A 17,502-nucleotide genomic window follows, 5' to 3' on the forward strand; every position below is an offset into this window, starting at 1 on the left:
ATCAGGCTGTTTCCTGCCTGCTGCTAAAACGGACAACAGCGCCGGGTCTCCCCGGCACTGTTGCTGTATGGATTAACAGGAGTGTAATCAAACTACGTCGATTTTGCACCTGTTCCGTGTTAGCGCGTCTTAATAACCAGACGATTACTTTGCTTGACTTCTTCCATCACCACGTAGGTACGGGTGTCGTTAACGCCCGGCAGGCGCAGCAAGGTCTCACCCAGTAATTTACGATACGCTGACATATCCGGCACGCGGGTTTTCAACAGATAGTCGAAATCACCGGAAACCAGATGACACTCTTGAATTTCTTCAAGTTTTTGCACTGCGGCGTTAAATTGCTCAAACACATCCGGTGCGCCACGATTCAGAGTAATCTCAACAAATACCAGAAGTGATGCATCCAGATAATGCGGATTGAGCAGCGCCGTATAGCCCTGAATAAAACCCTGTCTTTCAAGACGACGCACACGCTCAAGGCAAGGCGTCGGAGAAAGTCCCACCCGTTTAGAAAGCTCGACGTTAGAAATTCGCCCATCTTTTTGCAATTCATTCAGGATGTTACGATCAATGCGGTCGAGATCTTTGCCAGGGCGCTTCTTGCTATCTACCATTATTATTGTCTCTCTGTATTCCTTCCCTACTCCTGTTCCGGCCCTGTGCCTTCACTGCCAGAGCCCATCCTGTTATTACCCGCGTACGACATTGGGTAACCCAGGGGTACGTGAGAAGCCCGTTGCCTGACGGCAGTCACCGACATCACGCATGGCGTCTGTCCACACCATGCGTAGATTTCGTTAACCCGGATAAAAATGGCATTTGCGTGCATGAAAATTCGCCGCACGCCAAATACTGCTTTTCTTCTTCCTTGAATGTTTTCGCAAAAGCACAGGGGATTGTCAAAGCAAAACATCGATTTTTAGTACAAGATGCCAGATATTCATCATCCGCCCTGGTTGATTCTCATTTTTTCGTCTTATAATTGTCCCGCCGACAGTAGAAATAGTTATATTGTTCGCCGGTAAAACCCCCCATTCATCGGTCGCTTCTATTGCATACATCGTTAACAAAATCGCTGTGCTCTTTTTTTACGACAACAAATTCCCTACAATCCCAGCCCAATGTATGCCAATTATTATGGGGATCTCATGGGCACAGCCAAACACAGTAAACTGCTTATCCTTGGTTCTGGACCTGCGGGATACACCGCGGCGGTCTATGCCGCACGCGCCAACCTGCAGCCGGTGCTGATCACCGGGATGGAAAAAGGCGGTCAGCTGACCACCACGACGGAAGTGGAAAACTGGCCAGGCGATCCGAACGATCTCACCGGTCCGCTGCTGATGGAGCGCATGCACGAGCATGCCACCAAATTTGAAACCGAGATCATTTTCGACCATATCAGCCGCGTCGATCTGCAAAACCGCCCGTTCCGTCTGACAGGCGACAGCGGCGAGTACACCTGTGACGCCCTGATCATCGCCACTGGCGCTTCCGCCCGTTACCTGGGTCTGCCTTCCGAAGAGGCATTCAAAGGCCGCGGCGTTTCCGCTTGCGCCACCTGTGACGGATTCTTCTATCGCAACCAGAAAGTAGCAGTCATCGGCGGCGGCAACACCGCAGTTGAAGAGGCTCTGTATCTGTCGAATATCGCCTCTGAGGTACATCTGATCCACCGCCGCGATTCTTTCCGTGCGGAAAAAATCCTCATCAAGCGTCTAATGGACAAAGTCGAAAGCGGTAACATCGTGCTGCATACCGACCGTACCCTCGAAGAAGTGACTGGCGACCAGATGGGCGTCAGCGGCCTGCGTCTGCGCGATACCAAAAACAGCGACAACGTCGAGTCTCTGGAAGTGGCAGGCCTGTTCGTTGCCATTGGCCACAGCCCGAACACCGCCATCTTTGAAGGTCAGCTGGAACTGGAAAACGGCTATATCAAAGTGCAGTCCGGGATCCATGGCAACGCCACTCAGACCAGCATTCCGGGTGTATTCGCCGCTGGCGATGTCATGGACCATATCTACCGTCAGGCGATCACCTCTGCGGGCACCGGCTGTATGGCGGCGCTGGACGCCGAACGGTACCTCGACGGTCTGGCTGACGCTTGCAAATAATCTTTACAAGTCAGTAACAAAGGTAAAGAAGGCGACGAAAAGTCGCCTTTATTTTTGCCGCGATGTAACATTGCCGTGCCTAATATTCCCATAACGACACCTGCAAAGCGCGCAATGAATAAAACCCGTCAACAAGAGTTAACCCGCTGGTTAAAACAGCAAAGTATTATCTCCCGTCGCTGGTTGATGATTTCCCGCCTGCTTGGCGTGGCGAGCGGTCTGCTGATCGTGGCGCAGGCCTGGTTCCTGGCGCGGATCCTGCACCGAATGGTGATGGAGAATATTCCAGCGACCGCCCTGCTGCTCCCGCTGACCCTGCTGATACTCACCTTTGTGCTGCGCGCCTGGGTGGTCTGGCTGCGTGAGCGGGTCGGCTTTCAGGCCGGGCAGCATATCCGCTATGAGATTCGCCGCCAGGTTCTTGACCGTCTCCAGCAGGCAGGCCCGGCGTGGATTCAGGGCAAACCGGCCGGCAGCTGGGCAACGCTTATTCTTGAGCAAATCGACGACATGCACGATTATTATGCCCGCTACCTGCCCCAGATGACGCTGGCGGCCTGCGTGCCGCTGCTGATCGTTATCACGATTTTTCCGATTAACTGGGCCGCCGCGCTAATCCTTCTCGGCACCGCCCCGCTGATCCCGCTTTTCATGGCGCTGGTCGGAATGGGCGCCGCCGACGCCAACCGGCGTAACTTCCAGGCGCTGGCCCGCCTCAGCGGCCACTTCCTCGACCGCCTGCGCGGCATGGAAACCTTACGTATTTTTCATCGAGGTCAGGCAGAAACCGATAATATTCGCGACGCCTCGCAGGATTTTCGCCAACGCACCATGGAAGTCCTGCGCCTGGCCTTCCTCTCCTCCGGGGTTCTGGAGTTTTTCACCTCCCTGTCCATTGCGCTGGTGGCGGTGTATTTTGGCTTCTCTTACCTTGGCGAGCTGAACTTCGGCCACTATGGCGCGGGCGTCACGCTGATGGCAGGATTCCTGACGCTTATCCTCGCCCCGGAATTTTTCCAGCCGTTACGTGACCTGGGTACCTTCTACCATGCCAAAGCCCAGGCCGTAGGCGCCGCGGATAGCCTGAAAACGTTTATGGAAACCCCGCTGACCCAGGTGGAGCGCGGCGAGAAAACCTTAAATGATAACGATCTTATTGGTGTGGAAGCGCGCGATCTGGTGATCAAATCTCCGGAAGGTAAAGTCCTGGCCGGGCCGCTTAACTTTTCACTGCCCGCCGGCGCTCGTGTGGTGCTGGTCGGCCAGAGCGGATCCGGGAAAAGCTCTTTACTGAACACACTGCTCGGCTTTTTGCCCTATGAGGGTTCGCTGAAGGTCAACGGCACAGAGCTGCGCGAGCTGGACGCCGAACGCTGGCGCCGCCTGCTGAGCTGGGTGGGGCAGAATCCCCAGCTACCTGCCGCCACGCTGCGGGAGAATGTGCTGCTGGCATGGCCCGAAGCCAGCGAAGCGCAGCTTCGGCTGGCGCTCGACAAGGCCTGGGTCAGCGAATTCATCTCTCTGCTGCCACAGGGGATCCATACCGCCGTGGGCGATCAGGCGGGTCGTCTGTCGGTTGGCCAGGCGCAGCGTATCGCGGTCGCCCGCGCGCTATTGGTGCCCTGCCGCCTGCTGCTGCTGGATGAGCCCGCCGCCAGCCTCGACGCCCATAGCGAACAGCGGGTCATGCAGGCCCTGACCCACGCCTCCACCCAACAAACCACGCTGCTGGTCACCCACCAGCTCGAGGGGCTGGCAGACTGGGACGCCGTCTGGGTGATGCAGAACGGACAGATAATCGAACAGGGCGACTACGCCACGCTGGCCCGCGCTGGTGGGGTCTTCTCGGCGCTGCTGGCCCATCGTCAGGAGGAGATTTAAATGCGCGCGCTCTTACCCTATCTGGCGCTCTATAAACGCCATAAATGGATGCTGCTGCTCGGCGTCGTGCTGGCCATCGTGACTCTGCTGGCCAGCATCGGCCTGCTGACGCTCTCCGGCTGGTTCCTCTCCGCCTCAGCGGTGGTGGGTGTCGCCGGGATCTACAGTTTTAACTACATGCTGCCTGCCGCGGGCGTCCGCGGCGCGGCGATTATCCGTACCGCCGGGCGCTACTTCGAGCGTCTGGTCAGTCATGACGCGACCTTCCGCGTGCTGCAGCACCTGCGCGTCTTCACCTTCAGCAAACTGCTGCCCCTCTCTCCGGCGGGGCTGGCGCGCTTTCGCCAGGGTGAACTGCTCAACCGGGTAGTGGCCGACGTCGACACCCTGGATCATCTCTACCTGCGGGTGATTTCACCGCTGGTCGGCGCGCTGGTGGTGATTGTAGTGGTCACCTGCGGATTAAGCCTGCTCGACGTTACCCTTGCGCTGACGCTCGGCGGCATCATGCTGGTCACCCTGCTGGTTATGCCGCCGCTGTTCTATCGCGCAGGTAAACCAGCCGGCGAAAGTATGACGCAGCTGCGCGGCCAGTATCGCCAACAGCTCACTGCCTGGCTGCAGGGCCAGGCAGAGCTGATGGTGTTTAACGCCAGCGACCGCTACCGCGCACAAATGGAAAAGACCGAGCTCAACTGGCAGAACGCACAGCGCCGTCAGGCCGAGCTGACCGCGCTTTCACAGGCGGTAATGCTGTTAATCGGTGGCATCGCCGTAGTGGCCATGCTCTGGCTGGCCTCTGCTGGCATCGGTGGCAACAGCCAGCCAGGGGCGCTGATCGCCCTGTTCGTGTTCTGCGCGCTGGCGGCCTTCGAAGCTCTGGCGCCGGTCACTGGCGCTTTCCAGCATTTAGGCCAGGTGATTGCCTCCGCGCGGCGGATTTCGCAGATCATCGATCAGCAGCCGGAGGTTACCTTTGTTGAGAGTGAAGCCTGCGTGCCAGCACAGGTGGCCTTAACCTTCAGACAGGTCACGTTCCGCTACCCGCAGCAGCCCTCCCCTGCTCTGGAGAATATCTCCCTGCAGATTGCCGCCGGAGAGCATATCGCCATCCTTGGGCGAACCGGCTGCGGAAAGTCAACGTTGTTGCAGTTGCTTACCCGCGCCTGGGACCCGACGCAGGGGGAGATCTTGCTCAACGACCAGCCGCTGTCACAGATCAGCGAAGCCAGCCTGCGTCAGGCGATGAGCGTGGTGCCGCAGCGGGTGCATCTGTTCAGCGCCACCCTGCGCGACAACCTGCTGCTGGCGGCGCCTGGTTCTGATGACGCAACGCTCTGCGCGACGCTCGAGAAAGTGGGGCTGGAAAAACTGCTGGAAGATGGCGGACTTAATAGCTGGTTGGGCGAAGGCGGACGCCAGCTCTCCGGCGGCGAACTGCGCCGGCTGGCCATTGCCCGTGCATTGCTCCACGATGCGCCGCTGATGTTGCTCGATGAACCGACAGAAGGTCTGGATGCGGGCACCGAAAGCCAGATCCTGCATCTGCTGGCGGAAGTGATGCGCGAGAAAACCGTGCTGATGGTCACCCACCGCCTGCGGGGCCTGGCGCGTTTTAATCAGATAATAGTCATGGACAACGGCCAGATTATTGAGCAAGGTAGTCACGCGGAGCTGCTCGCTAAACAGGGCCGGTACTTCCAGTTTAAACAGCGTCTGTAGGCTATTATCTAATTTTTGCTGATGCGTATTGAGGTTAAAATGCGTCTGGTTCAGCTCTCCCGGCACTCTATCGCCTTCCCCTCTCCGGAAGGCGCCCTGCGAGAACCTAACGGCCTGCTGGCGCTCGGCGGCGATCTGAGCCCCGCGCGGCTGCTGATGGCCTATCAGCGCGGTATTTTCCCCTGGTTTTCTCCCGGCGACCCGATCCTCTGGTGGTCGCCCGATCCCCGGGCGGTACTCTGGCCGGAGCGGTTCCATCTCAGCCGCAGCATGAAACGCTTTCATCAGCGTTCGCCCTACCGCGTCACACTCAATCACGCCTTTGGCGCGGTGATTGAAGGCTGCGCCAGCGATCGTGACGAAGGCACCTGGATAACCAGCAGTATCGTTCGCGCCTATCATCAACTACATGAGCTGGGCCATGCTCACTCCATTGAAGTCTGGCAGGAGAATACGCTGGTGGGAGGAATGTACGGCGTGGCGCAGGGGGCGCTGTTTTGCGGCGAGTCGATGTTCAGCCGGGCGGAAAATGCCTCTAAAACTGCGCTGCTGGTATTCTGCCAGGCTTTTGCGCAGAGCGGCGGTAAATTAATTGACTGTCAGGTGCTGAACAACCATACCGCTTCATTAGGGGCAATGGATATTCCTCGCCGCGATTATCTGGACTATCTCTCAGTATTACGTGGTTACCGTCTGCCTGAACGATTTTGGGTGCCGCGGGTGCTATTTCCCGGCGTGCAATAAAATGTTTTCAGCACATTTTGCGTCAGGATGGTATAATTGCGCGGTAGAGTAGCTTCTGCCTGTTGCCCCGCCGCCGTTTGGGAATAATAAGAGTCAGATAACGCCCATCGTTCTGTCACTCCCCTTTACGTTTGCGCCTGTCACGCGGCATGGCCGTGTGTGTCCCGGGCAATGCGCCAAAACTACTTCGGCGATTCATACCCGTCATATTTCTGTTGCCGGTGTGCTGACTATGCGCCTTACGGCAAGGTGAATGATTCAGGGTAGATACGTAAAACTTTACTTACATGATGAACTTCGGCATTATCTTGCCGGTTCAAAACTACGGTAGTGATACCCCAGAGGACTAGATGGCCAAAGAAGACAATATTGAAATGCAGGGCACCGTACTTGAAACGTTGCCTAACACTATGTTCCGCGTAGAACTGGAAAACGGTCACGTGGTAACCGCGCATATCTCCGGTAAAATGCGTAAAAACTACATCCGCATTCTGACGGGCGACAAAGTGACTGTTGAGCTGACCCCGTACGACCTGAGCAAAGGCCGCATTGTCTTCCGTAGTCGCTGATTGTTTTCGCCGCTAAGGCGTCAGATGCTGAAGGCCGGGATATTCCCGGTCTTTTCATTTCTGCATCAGCAAAAAAAACCGGCCTGAGGCCGGTTTTTATGCGGGAGAGATGCTTAGTGGGCGGCTTCCGGTTTGTGCTTCGGTGCGCTCTGGAAGTCGTAGGTCAGCGTGTTTTTCGCGCTGTCCAGGGCAACCGTCACCTGACCACCATCGACCAGCGAGCCAAACAGCAGCTCGTTCGCCAGCGGTTTTTTCAGGTTGTCCTGAATGACGCGTCCCATTGGCCGTGCCCCCATTGCCCGGTCGTAGCCTTTCTCTGCCAGCCAGTCGCGCGCTTCCTGACTTACTTCCAGGGAGACGCCTTTCTGATCCAGCTGAACCTGCAGCTCGACGATAAACTTATCGACAACCTGATGGATCACCGTGGTAGACAGATGATCGAACCAGATAATGTTGTCGAGGCGGTTACGGAACTCCGGCGTAAAGATCTTCTTGATCTCATCCATCGCATCCGGACTGTTGTCCTGCTGGATAAGACCAATCGATTTACGTTCAGTTTCCCGCACCCCGGCATTGGTGGTCATCACCAGCACCACGTTGCGGAAGTCCGCTTTACGGCCGTTGTTATCGGTCAGCGTCCCGTTATCCATCACCTGCAGCAGCAGGTTGAACACATCCGGATGCGCTTTTTCGATCTCATCGAGCAGCAGCACCGCGTGCGGATGTTTAATCACCGCATCGGTCAGCAGCCCGCCCTGATCGAAGCCAACGTAGCCCGGAGGCGCCCCGATTAAACGGCTGACGGTATGACGTTCCATATATTCGGACATGTCAAAACGCAGCAGCTCAATACCCAGCGCCTTCGCCAGCTGCACGGTCACTTCGGTTTTCCCAACCCCGGTAGGCCCGGCGAACAGGAATGACCCAACCGGTTTGTGCTCATGGCCCAGCCCGGCGCGCGCCATTTTGATGGCTTCGGTCAGCGCCTCAATGGCTTTGTCCTGACCAAAGACCAACATTTTCAGACGATCGCCCAGGTTTTTCAGCGTATCGCGATCGCTCTGGGAGACGCTCTTCTCAGGGATCCGCGCAATGCGCGCTACCACTGATTCGATATCCGCCACGTTGACCGTTTTCTTACGCTTGCTGACCGGCATTAAGCGCGCCCGCGCGCCCGCTTCGTCAATGACGTCAATTGCCTTATCCGGCAGATGACGATCGTTAATGTATTTCACCGCCAGCTCAACCGCCGCACGCACCGCTTTAGCGGTATAACGCACGTCATGGTGCGCTTCGTACTTCGGCTTCAGGCCATTGATGATCTGGACAGTCTCTTCCACCGACGGTTCGGTGATATCGATCTTCTGGAAACGACGGGCCAGCGCACGATCTTTCTCAAAGATGTTGCTGAACTCCTGGTAGGTGGTGGAGCCAATTACCCGGATCTTGCCGCTGGAAAGCAGCGGTTTGATCAGGTTAGCCGCATCGACCTGCCCGCCAGACGCCGCTCCCGCACCGATAATGGTGTGGATTTCATCAATAAACAGGATGCTGTTGGTATCCTGTTCCAGCTGTTTGAGCAACGCTTTAAAGCGTTTTTCAAAATCGCCACGATATTTGGTGCCTGCCAGCAGAGAACCAATGTCGAGCGAGTAAATAGTGCAGTCGGCCATCACTTCCGGCACATCACCCTGCACAATACGCCAGGCAAGGCCTTCGGCGATTGCAGTTTTGCCGACGCCGGATTCACCCACCAACAGCGGGTTATTTTTACGCCGACGGCACAGAACCTGAATGGCGCGCTCCAGCTCTTTTTCACGGCCAATCAGGGGATCAATGCCGCCAACGCGAGCAAGCTGATTGAGGTTGGTGGTGAAGTTTTCCATACGTTCCTCCCCGCCGGCTTGCTCTTCATTACCAGGCTGGCTTCCGCTGTTGTCGGAAGACTGGCTCGGCTCGTCTTTGCGTGTGCCATGAGAAATGAAGTTCACCACATCAAGTCGGCTCACTTCATGTTTACGCAGCAGGTAGGCGGCCTGCGACTCCTGCTCGCTAAAAATCGCCACCAGCACGTTAGCGCCGGTTACTTCGCTGCGGCCAGAAGATTGCACGTGGAAGACAGCGCGCTGCAGCACACGCTGAAAGCTCAGCGTCGGCTGGGTGTCGCGCTCTTCTTCCGTTGCCGGCAGGACGGGTGTGGTTTGTTCGATGAAGGCTTCAAGTTCCTGACGCAATGCCACCAGGTCCACAGAACACGCTTCCAGGGCCTCACGGGCCGAGGGGTTGCTTAGCAGAGCCAGCAGCAAGTGCTCGACAGTCATAAACTCATGACGGTGCTCGCGCGCTCTGGCGAAAGCCATATTTAAACTGAGTTCCAGTTCTTGATTGAGCATAGGCACCTCCCCCAATTTTCATGCCTGTATTCAGGCTTTTTCCAGCGTACACAGCAATGGATGCTCGTTCTCCCTCGCGTACTGATTCACCATAGCGACTTTGGTCTCCGCCACTTCCGCGGTAAATACGCCACAAATCGCCTTACCTTCATAGTGAACCGTGAGCATCAGTTGCGTTGCACGTTCAACATCATAAGAAAAGAATTTTTGTAACACGTCAATAACAAACTCCATTGGAGTGTAGTCATCATTGACCAATATCACTTTATACATAGATGGCGGTTTAATCGCATCACGAACTTCGTCGTCAACCAGTTGCTCGAAGTCCAGCCAATCTCTCTTACTCATCGTCAGTGTTCATCATCGGTTGCTGTTGCCAACAGGCGGAGGCCTGTCGATGACCAGAGGTTATGCTCATCACAAATCTACAATAGATCATAGATAACTATCATCTATCGCTTCTATCCGCGACGGCTGTCACATTCCCCGGCAATAGCGTTAACTGCTTCAAATTTTGACGCATTTTTCGCCGTTCCCCCTCCTCAATCGCTTGACGCGTTTTCGTATTTCTCTAAATTGTAGTAGCGAGAGTTGGCGAGCAATTGAACAACTCGTCACTCCACCACCGGTTCATTCCATCTTACTAATAAAGATTTACGAAGGATGTCGAAGTATGGAAATGGGTACTGTTAAGTGGTTCAACAATGCCAAAGGGTTCGGTTTTATCTGCCCTGAGGGCGGCGGCGAAGACATTTTCGCCCATTACTCCACCATCCAGATGGATGGTTACAGAACGCTAAAAGCCGGACAAGCCGTTCGGTTTGATGTTCACCAGGGGCCAAAAGGCAACCACGCCAGCGTGATCGTCCCTGTGGAAGCGGAAACGGCTGCATAACTCTTTTGCTTCATTGTGTACATCCTGCTAATAAAATGCCAGTCCTTCTGACTGGCATTTTTATTCCTATTCCCGCGCCAGGGCATCCACCGGATCGAGCCGCGCCGCATTGCGTGCGGGCAGCCAACCAAACAGCACGCCGGTCAGCGTCGAACAGAGAAAAGCCGTCACCAGCGCCAGCGGAGAAAAACCGATCTCCCAGCCGGGCAGCACCAACTGCAGAATAAACGCGATCATCAGCGACAACGTCACCCCCAGCGCGCCACCGACCAGGCAAACCAGCACCGCTTCGATGAGAAACTGCTGTAGCACATCGCTGGCCCGAGCGCCTACCGCCATGCGGATGCCGATCTCCCGCGTTCGCTCTGTCACCGACACCAGCATAATATTCATTACACCAATACCACCAACCACCAGAGCAATCACCGCCACCAATGTCAGGAACAGCTGTAAGGTATGTGTGGTCCTTTCGGCGGTTTTCAAGACGCTGTCCATATTCCAGGTGAATACATCTTTTTTACCATGCCGCAGCTCCAGCAGACGCAGCAGCTGCTTCTCTGCCGTTTCACTGTCGTAGCCTTCATTAACGCGCACCGTAATGGAGTTCAGCCACGACTGCCCCATCACTCTTCCCGCCATCGTGGTGTAAGGCAACCAGACGCGGAGAATTTTACTGCTGCCGAACATTGACTGTTTTTCATCTGCGACGCCAATCACCGTGGCGGGCATATTGCCGACCAGGATCACCTCTCCCACCACTTTCGCTTTATTGGGAAACAGCTGTCGGCGGGTATTGCTGTCGAGTACCACCACCTGCGCCCGGCTGTTAAGCTGGAGCTCATTAAAGGTATTGCCTTCGCTAAACGTCATGCCATAAACATTAAAATACTGCGGCCCGACCCCCTCCGCGCTGGCGGCAACGTCAATATTATTTGCGCGCAGGCGCAGGCTTTTCGACACCGCCGGCGTGGCGGAACGCACCCACGGCTGTTTCTGGATCGCCAGCAAATCGTCATACTTCAGCGCCTGCTGATAGCGCGGGTCGTCGTCACCAAAATCCTTTCCGGGGTAAACATCGATGGTATTGGTTCCGATGGCGCGAATATCCGCCAGCACCATCTGCTTAGCCGCATCGCCGACCACCACGATCGACACCACTGAGGCAATACCGATAATGATGCCGAGCATGGTCAGCAAAGTGCGCATTTTATTCGCCGCCATCGCCCGCCACGCCATGACCAGCGCTTCGCGAAAGCCGCTGGTAAACTGACGCCACGCCGAAGGCTCCGCCTGCTGACGGGCGCGCAGCCCGCCGCGCTGTAGACTACCGGGCGGATTGCGGACGATCTCGCCATCGCGGATCTCAACGATCCGCTCCGCCTGAGCGGCCACCTGCGGATCGTGGGTGACGATAATCACCGTGTGCCCCTGTGCTTTAAGCTGATGGAGGATCGCCATCACCTCTTCGCCGGAATGGCTGTCCAGCGCGCCGGTTGGTTCATCAGCGAGGATCACCTCCCCGCCGTTCATCAGGGCGCGGGCGATACTGACCCGCTGCTGCTGGCCGCCGGACAACTGCAATGGCTGATAGTCCGCCCGATCGCCCAGCCCCAGCCGCACCAGCAGCTCATGGGCGCGCGCCAGGCGCGCCCGCCGTTCACTGCCAGCATATACCGCTGGCACTTCAACATTCTGCGCGGCGGTAAGGTGTGACAGCAGGTGATAACGTTGAAAAATAAAGCCAAAGTGTTCCCGCCGCAGCCGCGCCAGCGCATCGCCATCCAGCTGCGCGATATCGGTTCCCGCCACCCGGTAGGTGCCGCTGGTGGGTTTGTCGAGGCAGCCAAGGATGTTCATTAGCGTCGATTTGCCCGAGCCGGAGGCGCCCACGATCGCCACCATCTCACCCGCATGGATGCTGAGGGTGATCCCCTTGAGGACCTCAACGCTGCCGTCGCCAGAAGGGTAGCTACGACGAATATCACGCAGCTCAAGCAACGCCGTCATTTTGCCGCCCCGCTCGCGCTCTCGCCGACGATCACCTCATCCCCCTCTTCCAGGCCCTGCACCACCGCGACGTCGGTATCGTTGCGGGCGCCAATGGCAACCTCACGCTCTTTTACCTCACCGGTGCGCAACAGCCGGACGTGGTAGCGGTTATCACCCACCGCGTCGCCCAGGGCGCTCAGCGGAATAGTGATCACGTTTTTCACCTCGGCCAGTTGAATATGCACCTGCGCGGTCATGTCGAGGCGCAGGATCCCCTGCGGGTTCGGTACCTCGAAGCGGGCAAAATAGAAGATGGCGTCATTCACTTTTTCCGGCGTCGGCAGAATGTCTTTCAGCTTACCTTCATAGCGGGTTAGCGGGTCGCCCAGTACGGTAAACCACGCCTTTTGCCCCGGTCTGAGGTGGATAACATCCGCTTCAGACACCTGCGCTTTGACCAGCATGGTGCTAAGATCCGCCAGCGTCAGAATGTTTGGGGCTTGCTGCGCCGCGATCACCGTCTGTCCCTGCAGGGTGGTAATTTGCGTCACTTCACCTGCCATCGGCGCCAGTATCCGCGTGTAGTCGAGGTTGGTCTTCGCGGTATCAAGGGTCGCCTGGTTACGCTTAATTTGCGCCTCAATCGTACCGATTTGCGCCTGTTTCACCGCCAGGTCGGTGGTCGCGGTATCGAGGTCCTGTCGCGACACCAGCTGGCGCTGCGCCAGCTGTTGCTGACGGGCAAGAGTCACCTGCGCCAGTTTACTCTCTGCGCGTGCCTGGTTGAGCTGGGCCCGCAGTTCCATTAGCGTGGCTTCAACCTCTTTAATCTGGTTTTGCGCCTGCTCAGGATCGATAACCCCCAGCAACTGGTCCTTTTTGACCTTATCGCCAATATTGACATGTAGCGTTTTCAGCTGTCCGCTGACCTGGGCCCCCACGTCAACTTTGCGCAAGGCGTCCAGCTTGCCGGTGGCCAGCACGCTCTGCTGGAGGTCGCCTTTACGCACCACCAGCGTCTGATAGTGCGGCAGTGGCGCGTTGAGAATGCGCCATCCCCAGACGGCTAACGCCAGTACAACGATTGCCAGCAGCCACCAGATGGTCCTGCGTTTTCCCTTCACTTTCATAATCCGATTCCTGCTGTTTCTCCTGCCGCTTCAGGCGGTGATTCTATCGAAACCCACTGGCGACAGAACACCCATTTTTAGCGTTGCTTACGTTTTGTTGAGCTGCCGGAGAAGTTTGCGCCGTCGGTATTCCCGGCGGCGATGAGATTAATCAGCGCGACCGCGTGCCAGCCACAGCACCCGCGAGAACATTTTTTTCAGCAACGTTGGCACCGCGTCCACCCCACGACGGCCCGCTTCCATCGCCACCTCAATAGCCAGGTCAGGTTTAGATGAGCGATGGATGGCTTTAGTGATCACCCGCCGCATATTCATCGGGACATTGGCCGGGATCTGCGCCACCCGGTGATAAACATCATCAAATCCCTGGCGATACATAAAATGTTCCATATCCAGCGCCGGCAGGCTGGTCAAATGGTCGCGCTCCAGCTCACGATCGTTATTGAGCAGACCGCGCACCGTCGCGGCATATTTTTTCCCCGCTTCATCACCATCCACCAGAACGTGCCACTGGATCCCCATCCGCCGGGCAAATTTGATTAATGGTTTCAGGCCGGACTGGGCGAATTCAATCACCTTCACCCCCTCGGCATCAAAATGATGGCCACACTGGCGGGCCAGTTCGTTGATGACCCAGGTCTCTGTCTCCCCCTCCACCAGCAGCCAGCAGCGGGCGAAGAGCGATGAAGCGCGATTGAAACGAATATGAAAAGCGATACGCCGGCTGTCTTCGGCATTCATTCCGCCCGGCCCCAGCCGCCACGCCGATACCCGCGCAGACTCGCGCACCAACCGGCATACCTGCTCCACCGGCGTCAGGGACAACAGCTCTCCGGAGTTGGTGGTGGTCACGCGCTGCAACGGCAACAAATTCAGCAGGTGCCAGGCGACGGAGAGCATGATCGGATGCAAACGGGTTTCCGGATCTTCAATCAGCAGCAATGGCCGCGCATCGCGATCGAGACGTACTGTTCCTTTGGCCTGCAGCAGGGTGGCAAACAGCCCCAGCAGGATCACCCGATGGCTTCTCCCGCCGGGCTTATCAATCATCCGGTTGATAATATCCAGATACCGCCAGCTGCGCTGTTCATCATGAGAGCGCCGCCGCATCAGGCGATGTCGCGTCTGAGCGCTACTTTGCTCAGCAAAGTAATGCTCCAGCAGTTGCACCATGGCCGACAGCCCCTGGCGGATCTGACCGTCAGATAAATTTTGCGGATGGCTGACCAGTTCGCGGGACAGGAAATCCAGCTGGCGGGCGGTGATCTCTATCTGCGGCGAGTGCGGTACCGTCCCGTTATGAATGCGCCGCATAAAGCGCGCGTCGCGCAGGCGCAACACCGGCATCAATCGCACCAGGTGTCGGGCCAGCTCGTCAATATCTTCCAGCGCCAGCGCTTCACCTTCACCATCGATAAAACTGCGCAGGGTCAACACGCTGTCGTCCCCGGCGAGCTCGCCCTCGAGGCGGTAGAACACCCGGTGATACCCGTCATCGCAAGGCACCCAGCAGCGCTGAAGCGGACGAAAGCGCCGCACCCGATGGCGACCAGGTTCCGTTTCGCGGAAGGTCAGGATAATGTGCAAATGGTGTTCGCGCCCCTGGATGTCACCGGGCGGAAACCAGAAGTCATCGCGGACAAAGTGATAAAGATCGAACTCAGGGGACAAAAGCAGGGTCAGCGCATCGAGCAGACTGGACTTCCCCCACGCGTTCTCCCCGATCAGGACGTTATTTTGCTCCAGCATCAACGACAAACGATTGATACCGCGAAAACCGACGATTTCTACGCGCTCAAGAAGCATATCCCCTCCGCTACACCACCCCTCTCCTTCAGTAATCAACAGTATAGCGAGGGCGACGGCAAGATGACACTCCGCTTAATCGCCTCTGGGCATCATATTCAGTAAGTAAAATATATTCATAAAATTGTTCAATTATCCCCTATTAACGGCTATTGATTATTCATCAAACAAAATAGTTTTATTTTAGACGTTCTGTTCTACACTATTGGTAATCTCGCACGGATAAAGGAATGGCAATCCCGGCAAACGGAATCTCTTCACCTTGCCCTAAATCAAATAATATCAATATATTTAACTGGCTGTGGGATGGCGATTATCTCTAAAATAACGCCGCTTTATTTTTGTCGTCGTCCCTTATCACGATAAATAAAGACCGGCACGGTCCGCTCGTGCGCGTATACATTTAAATTGAGGTGGTTATGTTCAGAAAATTAGCAGCCGAATGTTTCGGTACCTTCTGGCTTGTATTTGGTGGCTGCGGTAGCGCCGTGCTGGCCGCAGCATTCCCCGAGCTGGGTATCGGTTTTGCCGGCGTGGCGCTGGCCTTTGGTTTAACGGTACTTACTATGGCGTTCGCCGTGGGCCATATTTCCGGGGGCCATTTCAACCCGGCGGTAACGTTAGGCCTGTGGGCCGGCGGTCGTTTCCCGGCAAAAGAGGTGATTGGCTATATTATTGCCCAGGTCGTCGGCGGGATTATTGCCGCCGCGGTCCTGTATGTGGTGGCCAGTGGTAAAGCAGGCTTTGATGCCGCCGCCAGCGGCTTTGCTTCCAACGGCTATGGCGAGCACTCTCCGGGTGGCTTCTCTATGCTGTCGGCTATCGTTATTGAAATCGTCCTGACCTGCGGCTTCCTGCTGGTTATCCATGGCGCGACCGATAAACACGCGCCGGCGGGCTTTGCGCCGATCGCTATCGGCCTGGCGCTGACCCTCATCCACCTGATCAGCATTCCGGTCACTAACACCTCCGTCAACCCGGCGCGCAGCACCGCGGTGGCGATTTTCCAGGGCGGCTGGGCGCTGCAGCAGCTATGGTTGTTCTGGGTCATGCCGATCGTTGGCGGGATCCTCGGCGGCGTGCTGTATCGCACTCTGCTGGAAAAACGCGATTAACCCTTTCAAAGCCCGGTTCTCCGGGCTTTTTCTTTCTGGTGACTGCTTTACTCGGCCCGGTGATTTGGGTAGTGTCATGGGCGCTATTCTCATCATGCAAGGGCTGCGTCGTTCATGTTCTCGGGACTGTTCATCATTCTGTTGCCGCTGGTCGTCGGCTATTTACTGCCTCTTCGTCACCCCTCCGCGCTAAAACTGATTAACCGGATGCTCAGCTGGATTGTCTATGTCATCCTCTTTTTTATGGGGATCAGCCTGGCGTTTCTCGACAATCTGGCCAGCAACCTGTTAGCGATACTGCATTACGCCGCGGTCAGCGTAGTTATCATTTTACTGTGTAATATCGCCGCCCTGCTGTGGCTGGAAAGAAAAATGCCCTGGCGTAGTCAACATCGTCAGGAGAAATTACCCTCGCGCCTGGCCATGGCTCTCGAATCACTTCAGCTATGCGGTGTGGTAGTGCTCGGTTTTTTGCTTGGCCTGACCGGCCTGCCTTTTTTACAGCACGCGACCGAAGCCAGCGAATATACGCTGATTTTTCTCCTGTTCCTCGTCGGTATTCAATTACGCAATAACGGAATGAGCCTGCGACAAATAGTTCTTAACCGGCGGGGAATGATCGTCGCGGTGGTGGTCACCGCCAGTTCATTACTCGGCGGGATACTCAATGCGTTTATTCTCGGTCTGCCATTAAAGACCGGTCTGGCGATGGCCAGCGGCTTTGGCTGGTACTCGCTCTCCGGTATTTTACTCACCGAATCCTTTGGCCCGGTGATTGGCAGCGCGGCGTTCTTTAACGATCTGTGCCGCGAGCTGCTGGCCATCATGTTAATTCCGGGTTTAATTCGCCGCAGCCGCTCCACGGCGCTGGGGCTGTGTGGCGCCACCTCGATGGATTTCACCTTACCGGTACTCCAGCGTTCCGGCGGGGTCGAGATCGTCCCTGCCGCCATCGTGCACGGTTTTCTTCTCAGCCTGCTGGTCCCGATCCTGATCGCCTTTTTCACCGCCTGAGCACGCGCTGGCGGCAGCCACCTGCCGCCAAATTTGCGCTAAATCAATCTCCCTTTAAGTTGTATCAGAAATACCTTTTCTCCTGGTGTCGTGCGGCATAACCTTAAACATGTATATTAAATATAAC

Annotated in this window: 14 protein-coding genes; 8 read left to right on the forward strand and 6 right to left on the reverse strand. The window is 56.4% G+C overall.

Annotation, left to right across the window (positions count from 1 at the left end; genetic code table 11):
• Nucleotides 1–119 precede the first annotated feature (119 nt).
• Nucleotides 120–614, reverse strand: a complete 495-nt coding sequence (gene lrp, locus B8P98_RS18660; RefSeq protein ID WP_000228469.1) for a leucine-responsive transcriptional regulator Lrp — start codon at nt 612–614, stop codon at nt 120–122.
• A 534-nt stretch (nt 615–1,148) separates the two neighbouring features.
• Here lrp and trxB point away from each other — a divergent pair.
• The 5 genes from trxB to infA all read left to right on the forward strand — a co-directional run bounded on the left by trxB (nt 1,149) and on the right by infA (nt 7,033).
• Nucleotides 1,149–2,117: a thioredoxin-disulfide reductase gene (gene trxB / locus B8P98_RS18670; protein ID WP_004201366.1), complete on the forward strand. Its 969-nt coding sequence runs from the start codon at nt 1,149–1,151 to the stop codon at nt 2,115–2,117.
• Between the two features lie 114 nt (nt 2,118–2,231).
• The gene (gene cydD, locus B8P98_RS18675; protein ID WP_080924433.1) at nt 2,232–3,998 is read left to right on the forward strand and encodes a heme ABC transporter permease/ATP-binding protein CydD; all 1,767 of its coding nucleotides are present in this window, start codon (nt 2,232–2,234) and stop codon (nt 3,996–3,998) included.
• Nucleotides 3,999–5,720 carry a heme ABC transporter ATP-binding protein/permease CydC gene (cydC, locus tag B8P98_RS18680; protein WP_095033291.1) on the forward strand — a complete coding sequence of 574 codons (1,722 nt, stop codon included), beginning with the start codon at nt 3,999–4,001 and terminating at the stop codon, nt 5,718–5,720.
• A gap of 39 nt (nt 5,721–5,759) precedes the next feature.
• Nucleotides 5,760–6,464: a leucyl/phenylalanyl-tRNA--protein transferase gene (gene aat, locus B8P98_RS18685; RefSeq protein ID WP_025712976.1), complete on the forward strand. Its 705-nt coding sequence runs from the start codon at nt 5,760–5,762 to the stop codon at nt 6,462–6,464.
• A gap of 350 nt (nt 6,465–6,814) precedes the next feature.
• Entirely contained in the window at nt 6,815–7,033 is a 219-nt protein-coding gene (infA, locus tag B8P98_RS18690) for a translation initiation factor IF-1 (protein WP_001040187.1), read from the forward strand.
• 113 nt (nt 7,034–7,146) lie between these two features.
• On the opposite strand, the gene clpA is transcribed toward infA, so the two are convergent.
• Entirely contained in the window at nt 7,147–9,426 is a 2,280-nt protein-coding gene (clpA, locus tag B8P98_RS18695; RefSeq protein WP_025712977.1) for an ATP-dependent Clp protease ATP-binding subunit ClpA, read from the reverse strand.
• Nucleotides 9,427–9,456: 30 nt separating this feature from the next.
• A complete protein-coding gene (clpS, locus tag B8P98_RS18700; protein WP_025712978.1) occupies nt 9,457–9,774 on the reverse strand; it encodes an ATP-dependent Clp protease adapter ClpS in 318 nt (105 codons plus the stop codon).
• A gap of 325 nt (nt 9,775–10,099) precedes the next feature.
• Between clpS and cspD the strand changes: the two genes are divergently transcribed.
• Nucleotides 10,100–10,321 (forward strand): cold shock-like protein CspD, encoded by a 222-nt coding sequence (gene cspD, locus B8P98_RS18705; RefSeq protein WP_002896516.1) that lies wholly within the window; start codon nt 10,100–10,102, stop codon nt 10,319–10,321.
• Nucleotides 10,322–10,387: 66 nt separating this feature from the next.
• On the opposite strand, the gene macB is transcribed toward cspD, so the two are convergent.
• From macB to B8P98_RS18720, 3 genes are all read right to left on the reverse strand, one after another.
• Entirely contained in the window at nt 10,388–12,328 is a 1,941-nt protein-coding gene (gene macB / locus B8P98_RS18710; RefSeq protein WP_095033292.1) for a macrolide ABC transporter ATP-binding protein/permease MacB, read from the reverse strand.
• On the reverse strand, nt 12,325–13,440 hold the full coding sequence (macA, locus tag B8P98_RS18715) for a macrolide transporter subunit MacA (protein WP_025712980.1): 1,116 nt from the start codon (nt 13,438–13,440) through the stop codon (nt 12,325–12,327). The genes macB and macA overlap by 4 nt, the downstream gene beginning before the upstream one ends.
• Nucleotides 13,441–13,587: 147 nt before the next feature.
• Nucleotides 13,588–15,246 carry an ATP-dependent endonuclease gene (locus B8P98_RS18720; RefSeq protein WP_080897570.1) on the reverse strand — a complete coding sequence of 553 codons (1,659 nt, stop codon included), beginning with the start codon at nt 15,244–15,246 and terminating at the stop codon, nt 13,588–13,590.
• A gap of 419 nt (nt 15,247–15,665) precedes the next feature.
• Between B8P98_RS18720 and aqpZ the strand changes: the two genes are divergently transcribed.
• Nucleotides 15,666–16,361, forward strand: coding sequence for an aquaporin Z (gene aqpZ, locus B8P98_RS18725; RefSeq protein WP_002896434.1), 696 nt, complete (start codon nt 15,666–15,668; stop codon nt 16,359–16,361).
• A gap of 114 nt (nt 16,362–16,475) precedes the next feature.
• The gene (locus B8P98_RS18730) at nt 16,476–17,375 is read left to right on the forward strand and encodes a LysO family transporter (RefSeq protein WP_025712983.1); all 900 of its coding nucleotides are present in this window, start codon (nt 16,476–16,478) and stop codon (nt 17,373–17,375) included.
• The last annotated feature ends 127 nt before the right edge of the window (nt 17,376–17,502 follow it).

The organism is Klebsiella quasivariicola, from assembly GCF_002269255.1.
GTDB classification, from domain to species: domain Bacteria; phylum Pseudomonadota; class Gammaproteobacteria; order Enterobacterales; family Enterobacteriaceae; genus Klebsiella; species Klebsiella quasivariicola.